This window comes from Clostridium sp. CF012 (assembly GCF_018861755.1).
In the GTDB taxonomy this organism is placed as follows: domain Bacteria; phylum Bacillota; class Clostridia; order Clostridiales; family Clostridiaceae; genus Clostridium_AD.
The window spans coordinates 16,331-40,065 of the sequence record NZ_JAHLEF010000026.1 but is presented as its reverse complement, the minus strand read 5'-3'; the positions used below and the strand labels follow the sequence as shown (position 1 = coordinate 40,065).

Sequence of the window (23,735 nt, the reverse complement as noted above, 5' to 3'; positions counted from 1 at the left end):
ATTAACAACTTATGCATAGCTTTTTTTTCGTAATATGATATAATCATATTTGAGATGGAGGTAGGTCAAAGCATGAAGAGTTTACAGAACCTAAAGCTTAATAAAAAACTTTTAAGAGAATTGGATTTTAGTGTACTTATATTTGCAATTTGTATAGTGATTTTTGGAGCATTAAGTATTTATAGTGCCACCGGTAAAGACTATGGAATTTACTACCCTAGATTGCAAATTGCGTGGATGATATTAGGTATTATTGCAGTATATCTTCTTTTGATATTTGATTATATTTTAATTAAAAATTACGCGGTGATAATATATTGGGCAGGGGTTTTTTTGCTAGTAATTGGAGATTTTGTTTTTAAAACTCTTACCAATGGTGCAAATTCTTGGATAAAAATTGGCAGTATCGCCATACAACCTTCAGAATTTGCTAAAATTGGTATGATAATAATGTTGGCTAAGAAGCTAGATGACATGGAAGGTAAAATTAATGACCCTAAAAATTTATTTACATTAATATTTTATGCGGCAGTGCCAATGCTATTAATTATTATTCAGCCGGATATGGGAATGACTATGGTTAGCTTTTTCATAGTACTAGGAATATTTTATTGTATAGGGCTAGATTCCAAAATAATAATTGGAGGAATAACTACAATCATGATTTTAATTGTAGGTCTATGGAATTCTCCAATTATGAAGACTTACTGGAAGGGACGACTCACATCTTTTCTACATCCTGAGCAATCTGAGTTAACCTATGGGCTTCAGCTTATTCAATCAAAACTAGCTTTAGGCTCAGGTGGAATACTAGGACGAGGTTTTGGGAAAGGGGTTCAATTTAATTCTGTGCCAGAAAATCATACAGATTTTATTTTTGCAGTACTCGGAGAAGAATGGGGACTTATTGGCGCATTACTTTTGATACTTTTATATGGATTACTTATATATCGATTAATAAAGATTGCAAAAAATTCGAAAGATATTTTTGGAACTGTAATATGTGTAGGATTTATTTCTAATTTATTATTTTCAATAATGCAAAACATAGGTATGACCATGGGACTGATGCCTATTACAGGAATAACTTTGCCATTTATGAGTTATGGTGGAAGTTCGCTTTTAACAGCTTTTATGTCACTTGGACTAGTACTGAATGTTGGCATGAGGAAAAAGAAAATAAACTTTTAGAGCTATGCAGCTTCGCAGAACATGATTTAACGACATTTCAAAGGAGGAAAATATGAGAATAGCACTAATAGCACATGATAAAAAAAAGGATGATATTATTGACTTCGCAAATCGTTACAAGGATACACTAATCCAACATGAATTATATGGAACAGGAACAACAGGGAAATTAATAACTGAAAAAGTGGGACTTCCCGTTAGCAGGTTTTTATCCGGACCCTTAGGAGGCGACCAGCAAATAGGCGCAAAGCTAGCACAAGGGGAAATGGACATGATAATTTTCTTTAGAGATCCACTTACTGTACAACCACACGAGCCAGATATTTCAGCACTTCTTAGGCTATGTGATGTTCATTGTGTTCCACTTGCCACAAATTTAGGTACCGCGGAAGTTTTGATGAGAAGTTTAAGAAATCGTGAATAAAGCAACATAAAATAGCAAGCACTGTATATTTTACAGTGCTTGCTATTTTTTTATATAATAAATATATACTTATCTTTTTATTTATTATATGTAATATAAATGGATAATTTCAAATATATATAGATAGTAAAAGAATGCATGAGGGGGATAAAATGGGTAATTATAATACGCAGTATCAAAGCTATTATAATAATTTGGCTAAAAAACAGAGGGGCACAAATAATTTTGCTAGTGAAAGTATGGGACAAAGTAGAATATGGAATTTTTATATAAAGAGATTAACTAGGGAACTTACTGGGGTACTTATATTGTTTATTTTTGTAATATTTTGCAAAGTGGTTGTTAATACTACAACTCAAAGTGCTTATAATTATACTAAGGAGGCAATAAACAAAAAATATGACTATAGTACATTAATAGTTAAAGCTAAGGGTTTTAAAGTAAAGGATATAGAAATAATTACAGTAAATTTTATAGAAAAGATTAAAAGCACAATTTCCAGTGAATATGAGGTAACTGATAAAAATATCGGGCTTTAAGGATTTTAATAATTTATAGTGAAGCTTATTTTTTATTCAGCAATTATAGTAATTACTATGGGGGATATTAATGGTAAGAATAAGTAAGTTATTTCTGCCGTACATTATCTTATTGTTAATATTAGGGTTTAAAGGGGAAATTATAATTGCTTTTATTCTAGTGTTCATTCATGAGCTAATGCATTATTTGACGGCCAGAATTTTAGGTTTTTCGGGTTTTGACATAGAAATACTTCCTATAGGAGCAGTACTTAAGGTGAAGGATTTAGATGAAGCAAGCCCAAAAGAAGATATAATAATTTCATTATCAGGGCCCTTATTAAACTTATTACTCGCAGCTATTTTTTATGTCTTATTTATACTGTTTAGTAGACCTTATTTGCATTTAATATGTAACAGCAATTTAGCTATAGGTATTTTTAATCTTATCCCAGCCTTTCCCCTGGATGGTGGCAGGGTGCTTAGGGATATACTTAGTACTAAAACTATATATAGAAAGGCTCATGAAATTTCTGTTAGGGTTAGTATGGTCCTCGGAATTATTTTCATGTTTATATATTTTGTAAGTGTTGCAGCGAATAAAAGTAATTTCAATTTAGGCTTAATTTCTATATTCATTTTAATATCTTCAATTAAAGAGAAGGAAAGGATAGTATATTTGATTATGGGTTATATTATCAAGAAAAGATACAGATTTATAAAGAGAGGGTATATAGAGAATAGAAGTATATCTATTTTTTGTAAGAAGGATTTATTATCGGCACTGGGAATGGTTGATAAGAATAAATATAATGTATTTACGGTACTCGATGAAAATATGAGTGTGATAGAAGTTCTGTATGAAGAGGAAATAATTCAGGCAATAAAAGATTATGGTAATGTAAGCTTGCAGGAGTATATTGATATTAAGAAAGTAAAAAATACATTATAAAATGGTAGCTTAAAAAAATAACTAGTGAAAATACCAGCCTTTAATAGACTGGTATTTTTTGACGTGTTCGTTTATTTGAGATGAATAGAATTATTTTTCATTTTGAGATTTAACTTTCATGTGTTAAAATATAATAATGTAAGAAAGGTAAGGTAGATAAAAGCTGCAATTATTAGCTGCCTTAGTGAAAAAACCAGGAGGGATTTCTATGAACAAAATTTCTGATGATATTTTATTTAAAGTTGAAAAGCCTGCCAGATATGTAGGCGGAGAACTTAATTGTTGTTATAAAGATATAGAAAGTGTGGATATAAGATTTGCTTTTTGCTTTCCAGATGTATATGAAGTGGGCATGTCCCATTTAGGAAGTAGAATACTTTACCATGTGTTAAATTCTAGGACTGATACCTATTGCGAGCGAGTTTTTGCTCCTTGGCCAGACATGGAAAAAGAAATGAGAGAAAATAATATAGCACTTTATGCACTAGAGAGCAAGGATTCACTAAATGAATTCGATTTTTTAGGGTTTACTCTTCAATATGAGATGAGTTACACTAATATACTTAACATGCTAGATATGTCAGGTATAACTATAAGAGCCTCAAAGAGAGGTGAAGATGAACCTATCATAATGGCTGGAGGTCCTTGTGCTTATAATCCTGAACCGCTACATGATATAGTGGATTTCTTTGAGATTGGTGAAGGCGAAGAAATAATGAATGACGTGATAGATGTTTATAAAAAGTATAAAGGCAAAGGTAAGAAAAGTGAATTTCTAAGAGAGATATCTAAAATTAGAGGAATATATGTGCCTTCCTTATATGAGGTATCTTATAATGAGGACAATACTATTCGTGAATTTAAGCCTAAATACCCAGATGTTCCAAATCGCGTTGTGAAAAGGTTCGTAGCAGATTTTAATAAGGTTGCCTATCCAGAAGAAATGGTAGTTCCATATATTGAAATAGTACATGATAGAGTAATACTCGAGACCTTTAGAGGGTGCACCAATGGATGTAGATTTTGCCAAGCGGGCATGATATATAGACCAGTAAGAGAAAAAACTACGGATACCCTTGTAGAGGCAGCAGATAAATTATTGAAAAGTACAGGATATAGAGAAATATCACTAAGTTCACTGAGTATTTGTGATTATTCAGATATACATAACCTTATAGCTACTCTTATGGAAAAAAACAAAGAAAACCACCTCAGCGTATCTTTGCCTTCCATTAGAATAGATTCTTTTTCTGTGGATTTAATAAATCAAATACAAAAGGCAAGAAAAACTGGCTTAACTTTCGCACCAGAAGCAGGAACCCAAAGAATGAGAGATATTATAAACAAGGGTGTTACAGAAGAGAAAATATTAGAAGCAGCTAGTAGCGTATTTGCTTCCGGTTGGTCAACCATAAAGCTTTACTTTATGGTGGGGCTTCCTTATGAAACTATGGAAGATGTACGTGGTATTGCAGAGTTATCAGACAAGGTTGCAGGAGAATACTTTAAAATTCCTAAAGAAGTAAGAAAAAGAGGCCTAAGGGTTACTACAAGTTCTGCTATATTTGTACCAAAACCATTTACACCTTTCCAATGGGCACCTCAAAGCACCATGGATGAGGTAGTAGAAAAAATTAAAGCAGTTAAGTATGCTATAACAAGTAAGGCAGTTACGTATAACTATCATGAATCTATAGTTTCATACCTAGAGGCAGTTATTGCTAGAGGAGACAGAAGAATTTGTGATGTTATAATAAAGGCGTTTGAAAAGGGCGCTAAATTTGATGGTTGGTCTGAACATTTCAAATTTGAATTATGGCAAGAGGCTATGGAAGAATGCGGGGTTGACGGCAGCTTCTATGCTTACAGAGAGAGAAGTTACGACGAGATACTTCCATGGGATTTCATAGATATTGGTGTGAATAAGGAATACTTAATTTTAGAAAATGAAAAAGCTAAAAAAGCAGAATTAACACAAAATTGTAAACTAGGTTGCACAGACTGTGGTGTTAATGTTAATTTTAAAGAAGGGACGTGTTTCCATAGTGCGTTATCTAATTAAGTATAGTAAAGACAGTGAGATTAAATTTATCGCTCACTTAGATTTGATGAGAACCCTACAAAAAATAATTAAAAGATCAGAACTCCCAATTGAGTATTCAAAAGGGTTTAATCCTCATATGGCAGTGTCCATTGCTCAGCCATTGTCTGTAGGAACACATTCTAGTGGAGAATACATGGATGTAGTTTTAAATTGTGAGTTAGAAGAAAAATATATTATGGATAAAATGAATGAAAACTCGCCCAGGGGAATTAAAATTTTAGATGTGGTTAATATAATTCCTGTTGAGGGGAAAAAGCAATCACAGGCTATGGCAATTATAGATGCTGCGAAATATATAATCAAACTAAAATTCACTCAGGAAGAGAAAGTAATAGAAATATTAAAAGGTCTTTCTAGTAAGGATGAGTGGAATATTATTAAAAAGAGTAAAAGTGGAGAAAAAATGGTTAATATAAAACCCTTAGTGTATAAATTTGAATATGAGATAGATGGATCTATACTTATTATAAGGGCACTTATCGCTTGTGGAAGTCGTAATAATCTATCTGCACAGCTACTTGCAGATTATATTAAGGGAAATTTTAAAGATATCAATAAAGAGGCTTTTGTTGATATACAAAGGGAAGAAATGTTTGCAACTAAAGACGATAAATTAGTCACTCTTAGCGAGTTTTTTAAAAATTAGTAAAACAGGAGCTGGGTTAAAGTGAAAGAAATATATATTGAAAGACAAGAAGAATTTCTAAGGATAGCCATAAAAGAAAATAACAAACTAAAGGAATGCTTCATAGAAGAGGATTCAAGTGGTCCAATCCCCGGAGAAATATATAAGGGGGTAGTGAAAAATATTGTTCCAGCAATTAAGTGTGCTTTTATAGATATTGGGCACGATAAAGATTGTTATATGTATTTAGATGAAAGATTTAATAATACAAAGATAAAAAAAGGCGACGAAATTATAGTTGAAGTTTTAAAAGAAGGAATAGATAAAAAAGGAGCAAAAGTTACTAGTGCTTTTGGCATTGCAGGGGTTTACTGCGTGGTTGGAAACATGAATAAAGACATAAGTTTTTCTAAAAAAATAAACAATAGTTATTTTGAAGATATGGTGGCAAGTGGATTAAATAAACCTGAGGATATAGGGGTTATGATTAGGACTAATGCCGTAGATGTAGACCTTAGTATTCTAAATGATGAAGTTGAAGAATTATATGAAATATACAAGGGAATTATAAAACAGGCGCAGTACTCAAGAAACCCTATTTTGTTATTTAGTGATGCAGGAGCTTTAAACAGAACGCTACGTGATATTTTAGACAAAAATACTTTTAAAATAGTATTAAACAATGAAATTGATTTTGAATATGCAAAAAAATTTACAGAGCATCGAAAAGATATTTCAGTAAAAGTAGAGCTTCATAATGAAAGTAGAATGCTATTCGATTATTATGGAATAGAAAAAGAAATACTGAGTCTTAGAAATCATAGGATAACATTAAAATGTGGTGGGAATATTGTAATTGATAAAACTGAGGCAATGTATGTAATTGATGTTAATTCTGGAAAGAATGTAAAGGGTCGTTCGCTACAAAAGACTGCACAAAGCACTGATATTGAGGCAGCAGAAGAGATTGCAAGACAAATAAGACTCCGAAATTTAAGTGGAATTATTATAATAGACTTTATTGATATTGAGGATTTAGAGGTGAGGAGAAGTATATTAGATACTTTAAGAGTAGGATTTGCAGATGATAAGAATAAGACTGTAATTTATCCCTTTACGCAGCTGAATCTAGTTCAAATTGCAAGACGTAGGCGCGGAAAGTCTATATACGAGTTTATTGAGGAACCTTGCAAGCATTGCTTTGGTAAAAGTAGTAGAGTTAAATTATCCTATATTCAATTTTTGATAAAAAATGAAATTTTTAAGATTCATAAGGAACAGGGCATAAAAGATATATATATAGAAATTGACGAAGTTTATCAAAAGGATATTATGGAAGACGTTTTAGAGTTTGTAAGGCTTATAGGAGCACTAGAAAATAGTGTTTATGTGAATTTTATAATTCATTTAGAAAAATTCAAAGTTGAATCGCTAATTTTTGCAAATCAAATAAGGAATTTGCAAACATATAAGATATATGGTTAAATATGCTTTACAAACATATAGATATATGTTAAAATACCTTTTGTAGACCGCCCACATAAGGTTATAAAACATACTCACTTATTGAGAAATAAATTTACATATAAGTATGTACCTGAGATGGCGAGACTGGATCAAGGAGGTGTATTTTATGTACGCAGTAGTACTTACTGGTGGAAAACAATACAGAGTTCAAGAAGGAGACGTTTTATTCGTTGAAAAATTGAATGCTGAAGTTGAGACAACAGTTGAATTAAATGAGATTCTTGCAGTAGGCAAGGAAGATGGTTTAGTAATTGGGAAACCTCTAGTTGCTGGAGCTAAAGTTGTTGCTAAAGTATTAGCACAAGGAAAAGCTAAAAAGATTATAGTTTTCAAGTTTAAGAGAAAGTTAGATTACAGAAAGAAACAAGGACATAGGCAATCATATACTAAGATTCAAATCGAGAAGATTGAAGCTTAATTATGGTAAAAGTTGAATTTGTTCGAAGAAAAGGTGAAATAGTTTCTTTTAAAATAAAAGGTCATGCTATGCCAAAGGAAGAACAGTTAGATGTAGATTTAATTTGTTCTGCTATTTCAGCAATTTCTCAAACTACAGTAATTGGGATTGAGGAAGTTTTGAAAATTAAGGTAAAGTATTGTATAGAGGATGGATTTCTAAATTTAAATTTAGAAAATCAAACTTTGGAAGATGTTGAAAGATGTCAAGTTTTACTAGAAACAATGATACTTGGACTTAAAAGTATAGAAATTACTTATGGTAAATATATAAAAGTAGAAACAGAGGAGGTGTAATACTATGCTAGTTATGAACCTTCAGTTATTTGCTCACAAAAAAGGAGTAGGTAGCTCAAGAAACGGTAGAGATAGTGAATCTAAGAGACTTGGGACTAAACGTGCAGATGGACAATTCGTTCTTGCGGGAAACATTTTAGTAAGACAAAGAGGAACAAAAATCCATCCAGGAAACAATGTTGGAATAGGTGGAGATGACACTCTTTTTGCTAAAGTTGATGGAGTTGTTAAATTCGAAAGAATGGGAAAAATGAAGAAAAAAGCAAGCGTTTATCCTGTTGATTTAGAAGTAGAAGCAATTGCAATGGCTGAATAGTTTAAGGCACCCTTAAAGGGTGCTTTTTTAAAATTCTCTTTCGGAGGATAGTAATGAATGAATTAGAAAATTATATAAGCTTACTTAGAAAACAAAGACACGATTTTATGAATGATCTTCAAGTTATATATGGTTATTTGCAAATTAAAAGGCCTCAGGGTGCTTTGGAGTACATTGATAAATTATCGAAGCAAAACGAAATTATTAGTGAAATTTATAAATTGCAAGATGATGGATTTTCACTATGCCTTGAGACAAATATTAAAAAATTATGGGCAAATGAAGTTAAGGTAGAAATAGATATTGAGATTAGTAATTTTAAAGAAAAAAATTTTGAAAATGAATATAATAAAAAAAGTGATTTAGTTAACACTATATTTATGGAAATAGAAGATACTGATCAAAAATTTGTATATATTTATATATTCCAAGACGAATTAGGGGAAAGTTTACTCCTTACTAATAATGAGGTTATGATAGGCGAAATAAGTTGGATGGATGAATGGCAACTAATAGATATAGAAATAGATGATTTTAAAATTTATAGATGTGGGTTTGATAATAATATAGCTTATAGATTAATATTCTAAGAAATTAGAGTATAGTTAATAGTAAAATACAAAATAGAAAATGCGCTAAGGTAAGGTGAAAAATATGTTTATTGATACAGCCAAGATTTTTGTTAAATCAGGTAACGGTGGAAATGGAGCCGTTTCGTTTAGAACTGAAAAATATATACCACTGGGTGGACCGGATGGTGGAGATGGTGGAGACGGTGGAGACGTAATACTCGTAGTAGATGCTAGTATGACAACTTTATTAGACTTTTCATATGCAAGAAAATTTATTGCAAGTAATGGAGTACAAGGTTCTGGATCTAAATGTTACGGAAAAGCTGGAGAAAAATTGTTTGTAAAAGTTCCAATGGGTACAATTGTACGAGATGCGGAAACAGACAAAGTAATGTGTGATTTATCACATGATGGTCAAACTTTTGTAATTTGCAGGTCTGGAAAAGGCGGAAAAGGTAATGTTAAGTTTTGTACACCTACAAGGCAAGCACCAAACTTTGCTGAACCAGGAATGCCAGGAGAGGAAAGATGGATTAAGCTTGAACTTAAACTACTTGCTGATGTTGGACTACTAGGATTTCCTAATGTAGGTAAGTCAACGTTGCTTTCAGTAGTTTCAAAAGCAACACCTAAAATAGCTAATTATCACTTTACTACTTTAAAACCAAGTTTAGGAGTAGTAAATGTGAAAGGCATACCGAGTTTTGTTATGGCTGATATACCAGGAATTATTGAAGGAGCAGCTGAAGGAGTAGGTCTTGGAATAGGATTTTTAAGACATATTGAAAGAACTAGAATGCTTATTCATGTGGTTGATATTTCAGGAATTGAAGGTAGAGACCCTGTAGAAGACTTTATAAAGATAAATGAAGAGCTTAAAAAATATGACGTTAAACTATGGGATAGACCACAAATAGTAGCTGCTAATAAAAGTGATATGTTATTTGATGATGAAGTCTTTGAAAACTTTAAGAAAAAATTAAACGAAATGGGATATGATGATAGTAAAATATTTAAAATATCTGCAGCTACAAGTCAAGGCGTAGAAGCACTGATGAAAGAAGCAGCAAGAATGTTATCTACTATTCCAGTTACAGAACTTGTAATAAATGATGAAGATAAATTCATAATAGAAGAAAAGAGATTTACCTACACTATTCGTGTAGATGAAGAAGGAACTTTTGTTGTTGAAGGAAGCTTTGTTGATAGATTATTAAATGCTGTAAATATAAATGAACCGGATTCTCTTAAATATTTCCACAAGGTATTAAAAAACAAGGGAGTATTTAATGCACTAGTTGCAAAAGGAATTCAAGACGGAGATTCAGTAAGATTACAAAATTTTGAATTTGAATTCTTATTATAAAAGATAAGAAGTAATAATTCTTATCTTATAAGAATGTGACTAGGAGGATATTATGATTACAAGTAAGCAAAGAAGTTATTTAAGAACCCTTGCAAATACATTACAACCAATATTTCAGCTTGGAAAAGCTGGGGTAGAAGAAAACTTTTTAAAGCAGGTAAATGAGGCACTAGAATCTAGAGAACTTATTAAAATTAAAGTTCTAAATAATAGTGGGCTAACTGCTAGAGAAGCATCAGATATAATTAGTGAGGCCATAGGAGCTGAGGCAGTTCAGTGTATTGGTAGCAAATGTGTATTTTATAAAAGGTCTTTAAAAAAGCCAACAATTGAATTACCATAAAAGCATGTAAAATTACATGCTTTTTCCTCTATGGAAAATCATAACTTGTGTTATTATTTTCCAATATGTCTTGAAAAACCAATTACTTATCACAATATAAAGAGGGTGTTGCATTGAAAAAGGCCATTTTTGGAGGAACTTTTGATCCAATTCATATCGGTCATATTCATATTGCCTATGAAGCGTTATACAATTTACATTTAGACAAAATTATATTCATGCCCGCAGGAAATCCACCACATAAAAAAGATAAGAAAATTACAGATGCTCAAATTAGATATGATTTAGTCAAAAGGGCAATAGAATCAGAAGTACATTTTGAAATAAGTGATTATGAAATAAATAAAAAAGAAAATAGCTATACCTATGAAACTGTTGAACTTTTTAGTGAATTGCAACGTAATATAGAATGGTATTTTTTAATTGGTGTGGATAGTTTAATGGAACTAGAGAAGTGGAAAAATGTAGATAGAATTCTCAATAGTTGTAAGCTCGTTGTTTATAATAGGTCAGGCTTTACAGTGGAAGAAGTGGCTAAGAAGAAGCGTTATATAGAAGAAAAATTCAATAAGAAAATAATATATATAAATATGCCAATTATAGACATATCCTCAACCAATATTAGGAATAATATAAAAGCGGGTAGGAGTGTTAATTATCTTTTGCCTAGAGGTGTTGAGGAAATTATTCATGTGCTCAATCTATATAAATAGTAAGCTATTACAAATAGGAGTAAAAACATCTGTAATTATTTTTTGCAAAACAGGAAAATAGGAGGAGCTAAATGTGGAATGAGAAAGAAATGCTCCATTATTTGAAATTAAATTTAAGTGAAAGCAGATTGAAACATAGTTTAAGTGTTAGTGAAACGGCAGTAAGTCTCGCAACTAAATATGGACAAAATATAGAAAGTGCAAGAATCGCAGGATTAGTTCATGATTGTGCTAAGAATATGACGGGACCTGAGCTTTTAAAAATGGCCAGTGGGCACGAAATAAATATAGATGATATATACACAAATAACCCATCAATTCTGCACGGACTCGTTGGAAGCATAATAGCTAGAGAAGTAATGGGAATTCAAGATGATGATATTTTGAGGGCTATTAAGTACCATACTACTGGTAGAAAAAACATGAGCATTTTAGAAGAGATAATTTATATTTCAGATTATATTGAGCCATTAAGAAAATTCAACGGTGTAGAGGAATTAAGAGCTTTAAGTGTTATTAATTTAGATGAAGCGGTAATACAGTCTCTTGAAAATACAATAGAATATGTTATAAGACAAAAGGAATTATTACATAATGATACAATCGATGCAAGAAACTATTTATTAATTAAACATAGGGGGTGAAAAGATGAGGGAAAAGAAAAGTAAAAAAAGAATAGTGAATCATAAAAAATTTCTATTAGGAACCCTTACTTTTGTGGTAATAGCCGGTGTATTAATTTTTGGAGGTATATACTTATATCTAGCTAGTTTAAATAATGGTGCAGTTGATTTATCTAAAAAAGACATAACATCTAAGTTAAGTAAGGGTGAGGTAGAACAAATAGTTAAGGATGGAGGATCTTGCAACATACTGGTCATGGGCGTAGATGTAGGTACTCCTGGTGCTAAAAATGCCGATGATCCCAAAAGGACAGATACAATGATAGTAGCACATTACAATGCAGACGATAAAAAAATTAGTTTGGTTTCCGTTCCTAGAGACACCCTAGTTAGAATAAATAATAAAAATCAAAAAATTAATGCCGCTCATGCTATTGATGGTGTGACTGGTGCTGTTAATGCCGTAGAAAAGCTATTAGGTATTAGAATCGACTACTATGGCAAAATCAATTATGAAGGTTTTAGGAAAGTAATTGATGCTATAGGTGGCTTGGATATGGAAATAACAAGGACAATGAATTATGATGACCCCTCCCAAGATCTAAGCATTCATTTTAAAAAAGGTACAACAGTTCATTTGGATGGTAAAAAAGCAGAAGAATTTTTTAGATGGAGACAAAACAATGATGGAACTGGTCTGGCAGATGGAGATTTAGGGAGAATAGAAAATCAACATATGTTCATTAGCAAAGTCATGGAAAAAATAAAAAGTCCCAGTATAGTAATTAAGATTCCAAGCATTTTATCCGCAATTCAAAGTTCCGTAGAAACCAATATGGAGGCTAGTGATATAATGAAGTACGGATACATATTTGCTACCATAAATAAGGATCAGTTCTCTATGGATACTGTTAAAGGTGTGGATAAGAAGATAAATGGTCAATCATATTTAGTATATAATGAAGTCAAAAATAAGGATATTGTTTTAAAATTATCTGATAATAAGGTGCTATACGTTGATAAGTCAAAGCTTAGAATAAAGATAATTAATGGCACTAAAAAATCGGGCCTGGCTAGTGATTTTTCAAAATATCTCGTAGCAAAGGGTTATAATAAGGCAGAAGCAGTAAACGGTGATACTACTAGTAAAACTAAGATTTTAGTATACAATAGTAATAGTGACATAAAAACTGCTCTAATAAAAGATTTTAAAATAGATAATATTGAATTTTTATCGTCAACACAGGAAAATTTTGATATAATAGTTTTGTTAGGTGAAGATCATGAATACATGTATTAAATTTTTCAGCCTAGCAATGTATACAGTTAGATAGTGCTAACACTACCTAAAGATATGAGGAGGAGAAAAAAATGGAAAAACAGATTATAAACACAATTAAAGCACCAGCAGCTCTAGGACCATATTCTCAAGCAGTAAAAGTTGGGAATGTATTATATACCTCAGGATCGCTTGCAATAAATGCGGCTACTGGAGAATTTATAAATGATGATATAAAAAAAGCTACAGCACAATCCTTAGAAAATTTAAAATTTATCTTAGAAGAAGCGGGAACATCATTAGATAAGGTAGTAAAAACTTTAGTATTTTTAAAGGATATGAATGATTTTGCTGATATGAATGAAGTATATGCACAATATTTTACTACAAATCCCCCAGCAAGATCTTGTGTTCAAGCAGCAAAACTTCCTAAGGATGCGTTAGTAGAGATAGAAGTAATCGCGATTGTTGAGTAATAAATTAACCTATGTGGTTGCCGAAAACATTCATGAGATGAAATTAAGAGATTATTTAAAGTTTACAGAGAATCTATCTAGTAGATTTTTAAAAAGTTCAGGACTTAGCGGGAAAATAAGTGTAAATAATAAGGTGGCTAAGTTAAATCATCGAATAAATTCAAAGGATAAAATAGAAATTGATATGAAAAGTAATGAGCATCAAAACATTGAACCTGAGAAGATGGACCTCGATGTGGTATATGAGGATATAGACCTTATAGTTATAAATAAAAGCCCGGGTATAGTGGTTCATCCGACGAAGGGGTACCCTTATGGCACCCTTTCCAATGGGGTTTCATATTATTTTAAAGAAAGAAATGAAAAATGCATTGTTAGACTAGTGAGCAGATTGGATATGGATACTTCTGGTCTTATAATAATCGCAAAAAACCAATTTTCACATATGGCCTTAGCTAGGGATATGCAGAATAAAGAAATGGGAAGCAAAACCTTTGAAAAGAGCTATATGGCTGTAGTACATGGCAATATGCGTAGCAAGTCAGGTACTATTGATTTGCCTATTGGAAAACCTAATGAAGAAGGTGCAGCAAGGGAAGTTTGGGAAGAGGGACAAAGAAGTATAACTCATTATGAAGTTATTGATTCTTTTAAAAATGGTGACTTGGTTAAATTGACATTGGAAACTGGTAGAACACATCAGATTCGTGTTCATTTAAGTCATATTGGCCATCCGATTTATGGAGATAGCCTTTATGGAGCTTCCGAAAGCCATTATATTGGAAGGCAGGCACTTCATGCTTATAAATTGATTATTCCACACCCCAGAACTTCTGATGAGCTTATACTTGAGGCGAAGCTTCCAGATGATATAGTGAACTTGATAAGTAAACTAAAAGCTGAAAGTGAAATATAAAAAAAACCCACTTTATACTATTTAGTATAAAGTGGGTTTTTTTATTAGTTACCTTTTACTATTTAAATTATTTATGAATCTACTAAGTTTGGTTTTTTTTCTTCTTTTTAGATGTCTTAATCTTAAAAATACTAGAATTACTGCCAAGATAATGGCAAAATATTTTATTGTGTTATATAAAAATGAAGAATTTTTAGAGTTTTTTGGATCACCTTTAAAAAGACCATTTTTTAAAGAGGTGGGTTTAGCATGATTCACTCCGCTAGACAAATCTAAATTGTAAGAATATTTACCAAAAGTAATTGTTGCGTTACTTATTTTATCACCTTTCACAATAGAGGAGAGATTTAAATTTTTCTGCTCAGTTTTAATAATTGGAACTTCAGTTGAATTTTTAGCTTTAACAATATAAAAATCCTTTGATGCAAGTAGTGGAATCAATGTACCATCAGCTAAAGTTAATTTTGAAACTTCATCATCCGCCTTAAAATATTTAAAGAGCTCAAAATTATCAAATCCATAATTTAACAGTTTTATACTGTCTGGAAAAAAAGTCTTTTTAGAGTCATGTATAAGGGATACTATAAGCTTTTGACCATTTCTATTAGCTGTGGCAATATAAGAGTGTTGAGATTGAATAGTATAGCCGGTCTTTCCACCTTCACAATTGTCATAATAGTATGGGTCGCCTTTTTGTATTAACTTATTGCCATTCCAAAGAGGACGTTTTTCTACAGATTTATTAGTTGCTGCCATTACATATGAAGGAGTTGTAGCTATCTTCTTGTATTCCTCATGTTTAGCAAGTTCCCGCATAATCAAAGCTAAATCATAGGCTGAAGTTTTATGATTAACATTATATAAGCCATTAGGATTCACAAAATTAGTATTTTTACAATCTAGCGAATTTGCTTTCTCATTCATAAGTGCTGCAAATTTTTCTGTGGATCCACTTATATGCTCTGCCAAGGCTACAGCACAGTCATTAGCAGAAGCTAGTATTAATCCATATAATAATTCCTTTACAGTGATTTTTTCGCCTTCAGTAAGATATATTTTTGAACCATCAGTCATCTCTGCATTTTTACTTACAGTTACCACATCGCTTAAATTACACTTTTCTAAGACCAGAAGTACAGTCATTATTTTAGTAGTGGAAGCTGGGGGATAAGCAGTATTTTTATTTTTTTCATAAAGTATGGTGCCTGTAGTGGCGTCCATTAAAACCACACTATCAGCTGATACAACTGGTGGAGTTACTAGTGCTTGTACTACTCGGTTCATGTTAAAAAGCAAAAAAAATGATGCGAATATTATTGTAATCAATTTCCTCATAAATTACCTCCCAGTTCTCAATACTTACATTATATCAAAATAAATCTTTCTTAGCGACATTATTTACAAAAAGTTGTCAATAATTTTATATGTAAGGCAAATTGTTCCATTGTCACAGAGGATAAAGAGGAGGGCTTATGAAAAATAAAGAAAAAATAATTGGTTCAATAGTTATTCTATGCATAAGCATTGTATTTATAATTGCTGGATACACAATGTCAGGTCCAAAAGAAAGTGTTAATGCTACAGATTATAAAGATATATTCGTAGAAACTGATAGTGCTTCACAAAAAAAAGATACAAAGGTCGCTGCTACCACTAAATCAAATGTAGCTATAAATCCAAATATAGCTGTACAAGCAAATACAGTACAAGACATTAATATAAAAGTGGATATAAAGGGTGCCGTAACATATCCAGGGGTATATGAAATAAAAAAGGAAAGTAGAGTGGCTGATTTAATAAAGCTAGCGGGGGGAATTACCCTAGAGGCAGATCTTAATGCCACTAATCTTTCTACAAAACTAAAGGATGAGGACTGTGTTGTGATTTATAAAAAGGGTGAAGCAGATAAAATACAAAATCCTCAGAGCGAAGCCAGTGATTCTGAAGTTTCAAGTTCCAAAGTAGACAATACTGTTATAAACATAAACACTGCAACAAAAGATGAATTAAAGACACTTACGGGTATAGGAGACGTTAAAGCAGATGGGATAATTAAATATAGAGAAGAAAATGGAGGATTTAAGTCCGCAGAAGAACTAACAAAAGTAGATGGTATTGGAGAAAAGACCTTAAGCAAATTTATAGATAAGGTGGACATAAAGTGACTAATGGTATAAAATTATCTTGAAGATTTAGTAACAATTATTAATTGATACTAAATGAAAGAGAACTACAAGGAGGTTTTAATATGCAAAAGAGACTTACAGAATTTTCAAAAACCTCTGGCTGAGCAGCAAAAATAGGGCCGGAGACCCTTTCGAAGATACTAGGTAAATTACCTAAAATGGAAAATGAAAACCTAATTGTCGGAATTGAAACCTCGGATGATGCAGCGGTGTACAAATTAAGTGATGAAATTGCAGTAATTCAAACCTTAGACTTTTTTACACCTGTGGTAGATGACCCGTATACCTTTGGGCAAATAGCAGCTGCAAATTCATTAAGTGACGTATACGCTATGGGTGGTAAACCAACACTCGCTTTAAATATAGTATGTTTTCCTAATTGTCTAGATATAGAGATACTTGGACAAATTTTAAAAGGTGGAGCAGATAAAGTAATCGAAGCTGGAGCAATAGTAATAGGTGGGCATTCAGTACAGGATGATGAACCTAAATATGGTCTATCTGTTATGGGAATAGTGCATCCAGATAAGGTGCTTAAAAATTACGGCTGTAATGTAGGGGATGTGTTAATTTTAACGAAACCATTGGGTACTGGTATAATTAGTACTGCAATAAAAGCTGAAATTGCTTCAAAAGAGGCTTATGACAGGGCAGTTTTAGTTATGAGTACTTTAAACAAATATGCTGGAGAAATTATTATGGAGCATGAGATAAGTGCTTGTACGGATATAACTGGCTTTGGTATAATGGGTCACTGCTATGAAATGGCTAAGGGATCAGATGTAAGCTTAAAACTATTTAAAGAAAACATACCATACATAAAAGAAGCTAAAGAGTACGCACAGATAGGCCTAGTTCCAGCAGGGAGTTACAACAATAAAGCATACCTAGAAGGTAAATATGAGCTAAAAAGCATACCAGAATGGCTAGAGGACATATTGTTTGATCCTCAAACTTCAGGTGGACTTTTAGTGTCTTGCACAAAAGCTGAGGCCACAAAGCTTATGGGTAGGTTAAATGAGTTAGAATTAAAATCACAAATTATTGGAGAAGTAATCCCTTTGCAAGATAAATATTTAATTGTGGAGTAAACAGGATCCTCCATACTAAAGCGCTGCAGGTGATGATTTAATTTAAAAAATAAATGCGGGGTGAATTACAATGAATAGAGAATTATTAAGAAGCTTACCTAAGGTAGATGAACTACTCCAAGAAGGAGCAATAAAAGAGCAACTAGACAGTAATATAAGAGTTCTTGTATTAGATTCTTTAAGGGAGACTATAGAAGTTTATAGAAAAGCAATTTTAAATGATGAAGTACAATCATTAACCAAAGAAGAAGTAATAAGCCATGCCATTAAATTATTAAATAAAAAGAAGAGTCCAAAGCTGAGAAAAATTATAAATGCTACGGGAACTGTGGTGCATACAAATTTAGGAAGGTCTCTTTTATCAAAGGATGCTATAGACCGAGTAATTAACGTTGCCGAAAATTATAACAACCTTGAATATGACATTGAAAAAGGTAGGCGAGGGTCTAGATATTCACATATAGAAGAAATTCTTATAAAAATAACTGGTGCAGAGGCTGCTATGGTGGTAAATAACAACGCAGCGGCAGTAATGCTTGTGCTAGATACATTATGCAGGGAAAAGGAAGCGATAGTATCTAGAGGGCAATTAGTTGAAATTGGAGGGTCTTTTAGGGTTCCTGAGGTTATGAAATTTAGTGGAGCTAAACTAGTTGAAGTAGGTACGACTAATAGAACTCATTTATACGATTATGAAGATAATATTACTGAAAATACAGGAGTACTGTTAAAGGTCCATACTTCCAATTTCAAAATTATGGGCTTTACGCAGGAAGTATCTATAGAAGACTTAGTAGTGCTAGGAAGCGCGAAAGATATACCAGTAGTTGAAGACATAGGAAGTGGAGTGTTAATAGACTACTCGAAATATGGGTTTGTCTATGAGCCAACAGTTCAGGAAAGTGTAAAAAAAGGTATAGATGTAGTGACCTTTAGTGGGGACAAGATGCTAGGTGGTCCTCAAGCTGGAATTATAGTAGGAAAAGCGAAGTATATTGAAAGAATGAGAAAAAATCAATTAACGAGGGCGCTCCGAATAGATAAAATGACTTTGGCAGCTTTAGAAGGTACGCTAACGCATTATTTAGAAGAAACGGGGGCTATTAAAAACATACCAACACTAAACATGCTTTTATGCCCAAAAGACGAGCTAAAGAAAAGAGCTAAAAAACTAAAAAGAATGCTTCAAAATAAAACTGATAAATTTACTTTCACTATAGATAATGACTATTCAATGGTTGGTGGTGGTTCTATGCCAACAGAAAAAATAGAAACTTATGTAATAAAAATAAAAAGTGAAAGCTATGGCGCGCAGCAAATAGAAGAGACTTTAAGAATGAATGAAGTATCCATAATTGTAAGAATTAATAATAATGAAGTTATAATGGACCTTAGGACACTATTCGAAAAAGATTATGGAGTTATTGCAGAGGCTTTTAAAAACATGTAAAATGTATAATTAGCTTGCATGCCATATTTTTATGGAAAGGATGATGCTTATGAAGCATATTATTATAGGAACAGCAGGGCATATAGATCATGGCAAGACTTCTTTAATTAAAGCCTTAACCGGTAGAGAGACAGATACTTTAAAAGAAGAAAAGGACAGAGGCATTTCAATAAATTTAGGATTCACCTATTTCGATTTACCCTCCGGCAGAAGAGCTGGACTTATTGACGTTCCAGGTCATGAAAAATTTATTAAGAATATGCTAGCTGGAATAAGCAGTATAGACGTGGTACTACTGGTAATAGCTGCAGATGAAGGTATTATGCCTCAAACAAGAGAACATTTTGAAATATTACAATTGCTAAATGTTAAAAAAGGAATTATAGTTCTTACAAAAGCAGATCTGGTGGATGCTGAATGGATTGAAATGATTAAAGGTGATATGAGGGATGAATTTAAAGGAACATTTTTAGAAAATGCACCTATTCATGCAGTATCCTCAAAAACAAAAATGGGATTTGAGGGCTTAGTTCAAGATATTGATAAAATAACAGAACAAGTTGAGTCTAAAGATACAGAAGGACATTTTAGATTACCTGTGGATAGAGTGTTTTCAGTAAGTGGCTTTGGCAGCGTGGTAACTGGAACGATAATAAGTGGAAGAATAAAGGTGGGGGATACCGTCGAAGTATATCCTTCAAAAGCAGTTACAAAGGTTCGCGGAATTCAAATCCACGATAAGCCAGAAGCGTTTGGAGAAGCAGGGCAAAGATGTGCTATAAACCTAGCTAATATAAAACTAAGTGAAATAAGCAGAGGCGATGTAGTGTCGTCGGTTAATATAATGGAACCTTCGTTTTCAATAGATTGTGCGCTTTACTATCTAAAAAGTGCAGATAAACCTCTAGTTAATAGGCAGAGAGTTAGATTATATCATGGAACAGATGAAATTCTTTGTAGGGTCGTTATATTAGATAAAGAAGAAATAGCGCCGGGAGAAAGTGCTTATGTTCAATTAAGACTTGAAAAACCTATAAATGCTCAAAGAAATGATAGATACGTTCTTAGAAGCTATTCACCGATGCATACTATAGCAGGAGGTACTATCATTGAACCTGCCGCGCAAAAGGCTAAAAGATTTAATGAAAAGTATATAGAGGAGCTTAAGGTTAGAGAAAGCGGTAAAACCGAAAATATTTTAGAGAATACTCTCAAAAAATTAAGTGGGGATTATCCTGATACTACTGTAATTTTAAAAGCCTTAGGTAAAAATGAAGAAAGTATAGAAGAAAAATTACAAGCACTGGTAGAGGACAATATAATAATTAAATTAACAGCTTTAGATAAGACAATATACATACACAAGAATTTTCTGAAGCAAAAAATAGAGGAAATAGAGCAAATTTTAACAGTGTATCATAATGAAAATCCACTTAAGGCTGGTATGCCAAAAGAGGAGATCAAAAATAAGATTTTCGGGAAAAATATTAAGCAGAAAATCTATGATGAAATATTATTGCTTATGGAAGACAGAAATGCTATAAAAGTATATGAAAAATCTGTATGTTTATACGATTTTAGGATACAATATACAGTGGAGCAAGAAAAATTAAAAAAGAGCATTATTTCGACTTATGATAAAGGTAGATACAATACCCCTAAGTATTCTGACTTAGCTATAAATGAAAAGGATAAAAAGATCTTTAAAATGGTTTTTGATTCGCTCATGGATAATGGAGAATTAATAAAAATAGCTGAGGATTGTATTTTTACAGAGCAGCATTATGAAAATTCAAAAGTAATAGTGTGTAACTACATTAAAGAAAATGGTAGCATAGCGGCATCTTCAGCAAGAGGAGTATTCGACACAAGTCGAAAGTTTGCTGTAGCGCTTTTAGAACATTTTGATGGTATCAAATTAACTAAAAGGGTAGAAAATGATAGAGTATTGTATAAAGACAGTTAAAACAGAAACTAAATATTAATTTATTCGACAGAATTATGCATATTACTATTGAATATTTAAATGAAATATGCTATACTTATCACTGTCCATGGGAGTAGATAGGTGCTGGTGTGCCTGCCAGTCTTCAAAACTGTGTTGTCGTGCTAATACCACGATGGGTGTGTTCGATTCACACATATTCCCGCCAATTAAATCGACATATTGCGGCCTAGATACATAATTTTATGTATTCTGGGCCGTTTTTTATTTCAACGAAATAAAATGATAATTAGTAAATATATATAAATATACTTATAATATTCATTAGAATGGTAAATAATCAATAATAGGAAATTTAAATAGGATATATACAAAAAAGAGCCTTAAGCTCTTCTTTAATTTTCTTCTATATTCTTATTTTCTTCTGTATTTGCAATTACTTCAATAGTCTCTATTCCAGTAGGTTCAATTTTATAATTTCCTCTTACAGCTTGTTTTGTTATAAATTTCTTTTTCATTAGTGATTCAAGAGAAGCTTTAAATACTCTAATATTGCCTTTACCCTTGCCTAGATTAATCCCTAGTCCTATTTTTGCTAGACTTTGTGGAGATGCAGTCCTATTTTCATAAAGATAGTTTAATATGCTATCCTCAATTTCTTTTATATTATCTTTCATAAGTGGCCTCCTTCATTAATTCAATTAGCAATAGTATTTAATTATACTACATCATTCATGTAATAAAAAGATATACTTTTAGAAGGGCAATGTCATATAGATAAGGATTGGAGATAAACATAGATAGTGTTAGCTAATTGTGCTAAATGAACTAAAAACAATCAAATTCATTGCTAAATGCTTATATAATGCCCAAAACAGGTTCGACATTACTATTTAAAGAGCATATAATGAATGGGATGCTTATTATCCATTATTATAATAAAAAAACAAAATGATGTATTATTTTAAAAATATTGGGGGTGGTGTTTTGGAATTTGTAATGAACAAAATAATGAGCATAGACAAAGATGCTGAAAGCTATAGAAAGGGCATTGATGAACTGCTAAAAGAAAAAGAAGATGAACTTGAAAAAACAATAGTAGATATGAGGAGTAGTTTTCAAGAAGAATCTAAAAATATTAAGAATGCTATAAGTAATGAAAAAATAATTGAGGCAGAGAATCGAGCTAAAGACATAATAAGTGAAAAGGAAGAAGGATTAAATAATATTAATACCAAATATCAAATCAATAAATTACAAATAGTAGAGGAAGTATTTAATAGAATAATAAAGTCACTATAGGAGTGGAACATATGGGAAGTGTTGTTAAGTTTAGTGCTATAAATACTAAAGTAAAGGCAATGATGGGAAAGATGCTGAGCGCAGAGCAGTACTCAAAATTACTAAATTGTAAAGACCTTAAAAGCACTCTTAAAGTATTAAAAGAGGAAACTAGCTATGGTGAACTTTTAGAAGGGTACAACTTAGAGAAGATTCATCGGGGTGATTTAGAGATTAATTTACATAAGTATTACATAAGTACTTATAGTAAATTTATAAATTATTTTGATGGTGAATATAGAAAACTCATAAAGATTTTTTTTATAAGATGGGAGATAGAAGATCTAAAAGTAATTATAAGAGGTAAATATTTAGGCCTACATCGTGATGAAATAGACAACAGGCTAATTGCCAGAAGTTCTTTAAATACAATAAATTATGATTACTTATTAGCTTTAAAAAATGTAGAAGAACTTGTAGAAGGATTAAGAGGTAGTATATATTATAAGAGCCTAAAAAATATAGCTGAGATCGCAAGTGAAAAAGGTTTGTTTAGAATTGAAACTGAACTTGACTTTGTTTATTTTACGTCCATACGCCGGGAACTCAAGCATTTAGACAAGGAGAATAAAGAAGTGGTGTATAGTATAATGAGCCTTGAAGCAGACCTTTTAAATTTAAGTTGGATATATAGGGGGAAGACTTTTTACAAGATACCTCCGGAGGAACTGTTTAACTATACTATATATAATGGGTATAAGATTTCTAAGGAAAAGCTTAAAAAGCTTTGTTATATAAATGATATGGAAGAGTTCAATAGTATATTAGAAAAAACACCCTATGCGTCCATATATGAAAAGGATGATTCTAAGCTCATTGAAAAACGAGAACGGGAATTTCAAAAAAAATATTTCAAAAAAATTCTTAGAGAAAATAAAACAAATATTAGTATGGTTATGAGTTATCTTATGGTTTATAGGATTGAAATAAGAGATATTATATCTATAATAGAACAAAAGAGGTATTCCATTACCATAAATGAAGGTATTAATTATGTTTCTGTTACATTGTAAATTGTTAACTA

26 protein-coding genes and 1 tRNA gene are annotated in these 23,735 nt (G+C 31.8%); 25 read left to right on the top strand and 2 right to left on the bottom strand.

From position 1 onward, the window contains the following. The first annotated feature begins 72 nt into the window (after positions 1–72). The 18 genes from rodA to KPL50_RS18725 all read left to right on the top strand — a co-directional run bounded on the left by rodA (position 73) and on the right by KPL50_RS18725 (position 14,698). A complete protein-coding gene (gene rodA / locus KPL50_RS18810) occupies positions 73–1,191 on the top strand; it encodes a rod shape-determining protein RodA (RefSeq protein WP_216300085.1) in 1,119 nt (372 codons plus the stop codon). Positions 1,192–1,243: 52 nt separating this feature from the next. Next, positions 1,244–1,615, top strand: coding sequence for a methylglyoxal synthase (locus tag KPL50_RS18805; RefSeq protein WP_216300084.1), 372 nt, complete (start codon positions 1,244–1,246; stop codon positions 1,613–1,615). 152 nt (positions 1,616–1,767) lie between these two features. Then, positions 1,768–2,154, top strand: coding sequence for a hypothetical protein (locus tag KPL50_RS18800; RefSeq protein ID WP_216300083.1), 387 nt, complete (start codon positions 1,768–1,770; stop codon positions 2,152–2,154). 70 nt (positions 2,155–2,224) lie between these two features. Further along, the gene (locus tag KPL50_RS18795) at positions 2,225–3,085 is read left to right on the top strand and encodes a M50 family metallopeptidase (RefSeq protein WP_216300082.1); all 861 of its coding nucleotides are present in this window, start codon (positions 2,225–2,227) and stop codon (positions 3,083–3,085) included. Positions 3,086–3,293: 208 nt separating this feature from the next. Beyond that, on the top strand, positions 3,294–5,147 hold the full coding sequence (locus tag KPL50_RS18790; protein ID WP_216300081.1) for a TIGR03960 family B12-binding radical SAM protein: 1,854 nt from the start codon (positions 3,294–3,296) through the stop codon (positions 5,145–5,147). Further along, positions 5,098–5,835, top strand: coding sequence for a TIGR03936 family radical SAM-associated protein (locus KPL50_RS18785; protein WP_216300080.1), 738 nt, complete (start codon positions 5,098–5,100; stop codon positions 5,833–5,835). The genes KPL50_RS18790 and KPL50_RS18785 overlap by 50 nt, the downstream gene beginning before the upstream one ends. A 21-nt stretch (positions 5,836–5,856) precedes the next feature. Continuing rightward, positions 5,857–7,299 (top strand): ribonuclease E/G, encoded by a 1,443-nt coding sequence (locus tag KPL50_RS18780; RefSeq protein WP_216300079.1) that lies wholly within the window; start codon positions 5,857–5,859, stop codon positions 7,297–7,299. Between the two features lie 148 nt (positions 7,300–7,447). Continuing rightward, positions 7,448–7,759, top strand: a complete 312-nt coding sequence (gene rplU, locus KPL50_RS18775; protein ID WP_216300078.1) for a 50S ribosomal protein L21 — start codon at positions 7,448–7,450, stop codon at positions 7,757–7,759. 2 nt (positions 7,760–7,761) lie between these two features. After that, positions 7,762–8,094, top strand: a complete 333-nt coding sequence (locus KPL50_RS18770) for a ribosomal-processing cysteine protease Prp (protein WP_216300077.1) — start codon at positions 7,762–7,764, stop codon at positions 8,092–8,094. Between the two features lie 4 nt (positions 8,095–8,098). Further along, on the top strand, positions 8,099–8,410 hold the full coding sequence (gene rpmA, locus KPL50_RS18765; protein ID WP_216300076.1) for a 50S ribosomal protein L27: 312 nt from the start codon (positions 8,099–8,101) through the stop codon (positions 8,408–8,410). 53 nt (positions 8,411–8,463) lie between these two features. Then, complete coding sequence (locus KPL50_RS18760; RefSeq protein WP_216300075.1) at positions 8,464–9,000, top strand: Spo0B domain-containing protein; 537 nt, start codon at positions 8,464–8,466, stop codon at positions 8,998–9,000. Positions 9,001–9,064: 64 nt separating this feature from the next. Next, positions 9,065–10,348, top strand: coding sequence for a GTPase ObgE (gene obgE, locus KPL50_RS18755; RefSeq protein WP_216300074.1), 1,284 nt, complete (start codon positions 9,065–9,067; stop codon positions 10,346–10,348). A gap of 52 nt (positions 10,349–10,400) precedes the next feature. Then, entirely contained in the window at positions 10,401–10,691 is a 291-nt protein-coding gene (gene yhbY / locus KPL50_RS18750; RefSeq protein WP_216300073.1) for a ribosome assembly RNA-binding protein YhbY, read from the top strand. A 113-nt stretch (positions 10,692–10,804) separates the two neighbouring features. Continuing rightward, positions 10,805–11,404, top strand: coding sequence for a nicotinate-nucleotide adenylyltransferase (gene nadD / locus KPL50_RS18745; protein ID WP_216300072.1), 600 nt, complete (start codon positions 10,805–10,807; stop codon positions 11,402–11,404). A 71-nt stretch (positions 11,405–11,475) separates the two neighbouring features. Next, positions 11,476–12,048, top strand: a complete 573-nt coding sequence (yqeK, locus tag KPL50_RS18740) for a bis(5'-nucleosyl)-tetraphosphatase (symmetrical) YqeK (RefSeq protein WP_216300071.1) — start codon at positions 11,476–11,478, stop codon at positions 12,046–12,048. 4 nt (positions 12,049–12,052) lie between these two features. Continuing rightward, positions 12,053–13,327, top strand: a complete 1,275-nt coding sequence (locus tag KPL50_RS18735; RefSeq protein WP_216300070.1) for an LCP family protein — start codon at positions 12,053–12,055, stop codon at positions 13,325–13,327. 71 nt (positions 13,328–13,398) lie between these two features. Next, positions 13,399–13,782 carry a RidA family protein gene (locus tag KPL50_RS18730; RefSeq protein WP_216300069.1) on the top strand — a complete coding sequence of 128 codons (384 nt, stop codon included), beginning with the start codon at positions 13,399–13,401 and terminating at the stop codon, positions 13,780–13,782. Further along, a complete protein-coding gene (locus tag KPL50_RS18725) occupies positions 13,775–14,698 on the top strand; it encodes an RluA family pseudouridine synthase (protein ID WP_216300068.1) in 924 nt (307 codons plus the stop codon). The genes KPL50_RS18730 and KPL50_RS18725 overlap by 8 nt, the downstream gene beginning before the upstream one ends. Before the next feature lie 48 nt (positions 14,699–14,746). On the opposite strand, the gene KPL50_RS18720 is transcribed toward KPL50_RS18725, so the two are convergent. Continuing rightward, the gene (locus KPL50_RS18720; protein ID WP_216300067.1) at positions 14,747–16,033 is read right to left on the bottom strand and encodes a D-alanyl-D-alanine carboxypeptidase family protein; all 1,287 of its coding nucleotides are present in this window, start codon (positions 16,031–16,033) and stop codon (positions 14,747–14,749) included. 137 nt (positions 16,034–16,170) lie between these two features. On the opposite strand from KPL50_RS18720, the gene KPL50_RS18715 reads away from it, so the two are divergent. The 5 genes from KPL50_RS18715 (at position 16,171) to KPL50_RS18695 (ending at position 21,578) form a co-directional block, all read left to right on the top strand. Further along, on the top strand, positions 16,171–16,863 hold the full coding sequence (locus KPL50_RS18715; protein ID WP_216300066.1) for a helix-hairpin-helix domain-containing protein: 693 nt from the start codon (positions 16,171–16,173) through the stop codon (positions 16,861–16,863). 83 nt (positions 16,864–16,946) lie between these two features. Then, positions 16,947–17,975, top strand: a complete 1,029-nt coding sequence (gene selD / locus KPL50_RS18710) for a selenide, water dikinase SelD (protein WP_216300065.1) — start codon at positions 16,947–16,949, stop codon at positions 17,973–17,975. 70 nt (positions 17,976–18,045) lie between these two features. Then, positions 18,046–19,425 carry an L-seryl-tRNA(Sec) selenium transferase gene (selA, locus tag KPL50_RS18705; RefSeq protein ID WP_216300064.1) on the top strand — a complete coding sequence of 460 codons (1,380 nt, stop codon included), beginning with the start codon at positions 18,046–18,048 and terminating at the stop codon, positions 19,423–19,425. Between the two features lie 49 nt (positions 19,426–19,474). Next, positions 19,475–21,391: a selenocysteine-specific translation elongation factor gene (gene selB / locus KPL50_RS18700; RefSeq protein ID WP_216300063.1), complete on the top strand. Its 1,917-nt coding sequence runs from the start codon at positions 19,475–19,477 to the stop codon at positions 21,389–21,391. Between the two features lie 90 nt (positions 21,392–21,481). Then, positions 21,482–21,578, top strand: a tRNA-Sec gene (locus tag KPL50_RS18695). Between the two features lie 187 nt (positions 21,579–21,765). Here the strand turns inward: KPL50_RS18695 and KPL50_RS18690 are convergent. Beyond that, entirely contained in the window at positions 21,766–22,047 is a 282-nt protein-coding gene (locus tag KPL50_RS18690) for a hypothetical protein (protein ID WP_216300062.1), read from the bottom strand. Positions 22,048–22,357: 310 nt separating this feature from the next. Here KPL50_RS18690 and KPL50_RS18685 point away from each other — a divergent pair, with 310 nt between their 5' ends. Continuing rightward, the gene (locus tag KPL50_RS18685; RefSeq protein WP_216300061.1) at positions 22,358–22,672 is read left to right on the top strand and encodes a hypothetical protein; all 315 of its coding nucleotides are present in this window, start codon (positions 22,358–22,360) and stop codon (positions 22,670–22,672) included. 11 nt (positions 22,673–22,683) lie between these two features. Then, positions 22,684–23,724: a V-type ATPase subunit gene (locus KPL50_RS18680; RefSeq protein ID WP_216300060.1), complete on the top strand. Its 1,041-nt coding sequence runs from the start codon at positions 22,684–22,686 to the stop codon at positions 23,722–23,724. Positions 23,725–23,735 lie beyond the last annotated feature (11 nt).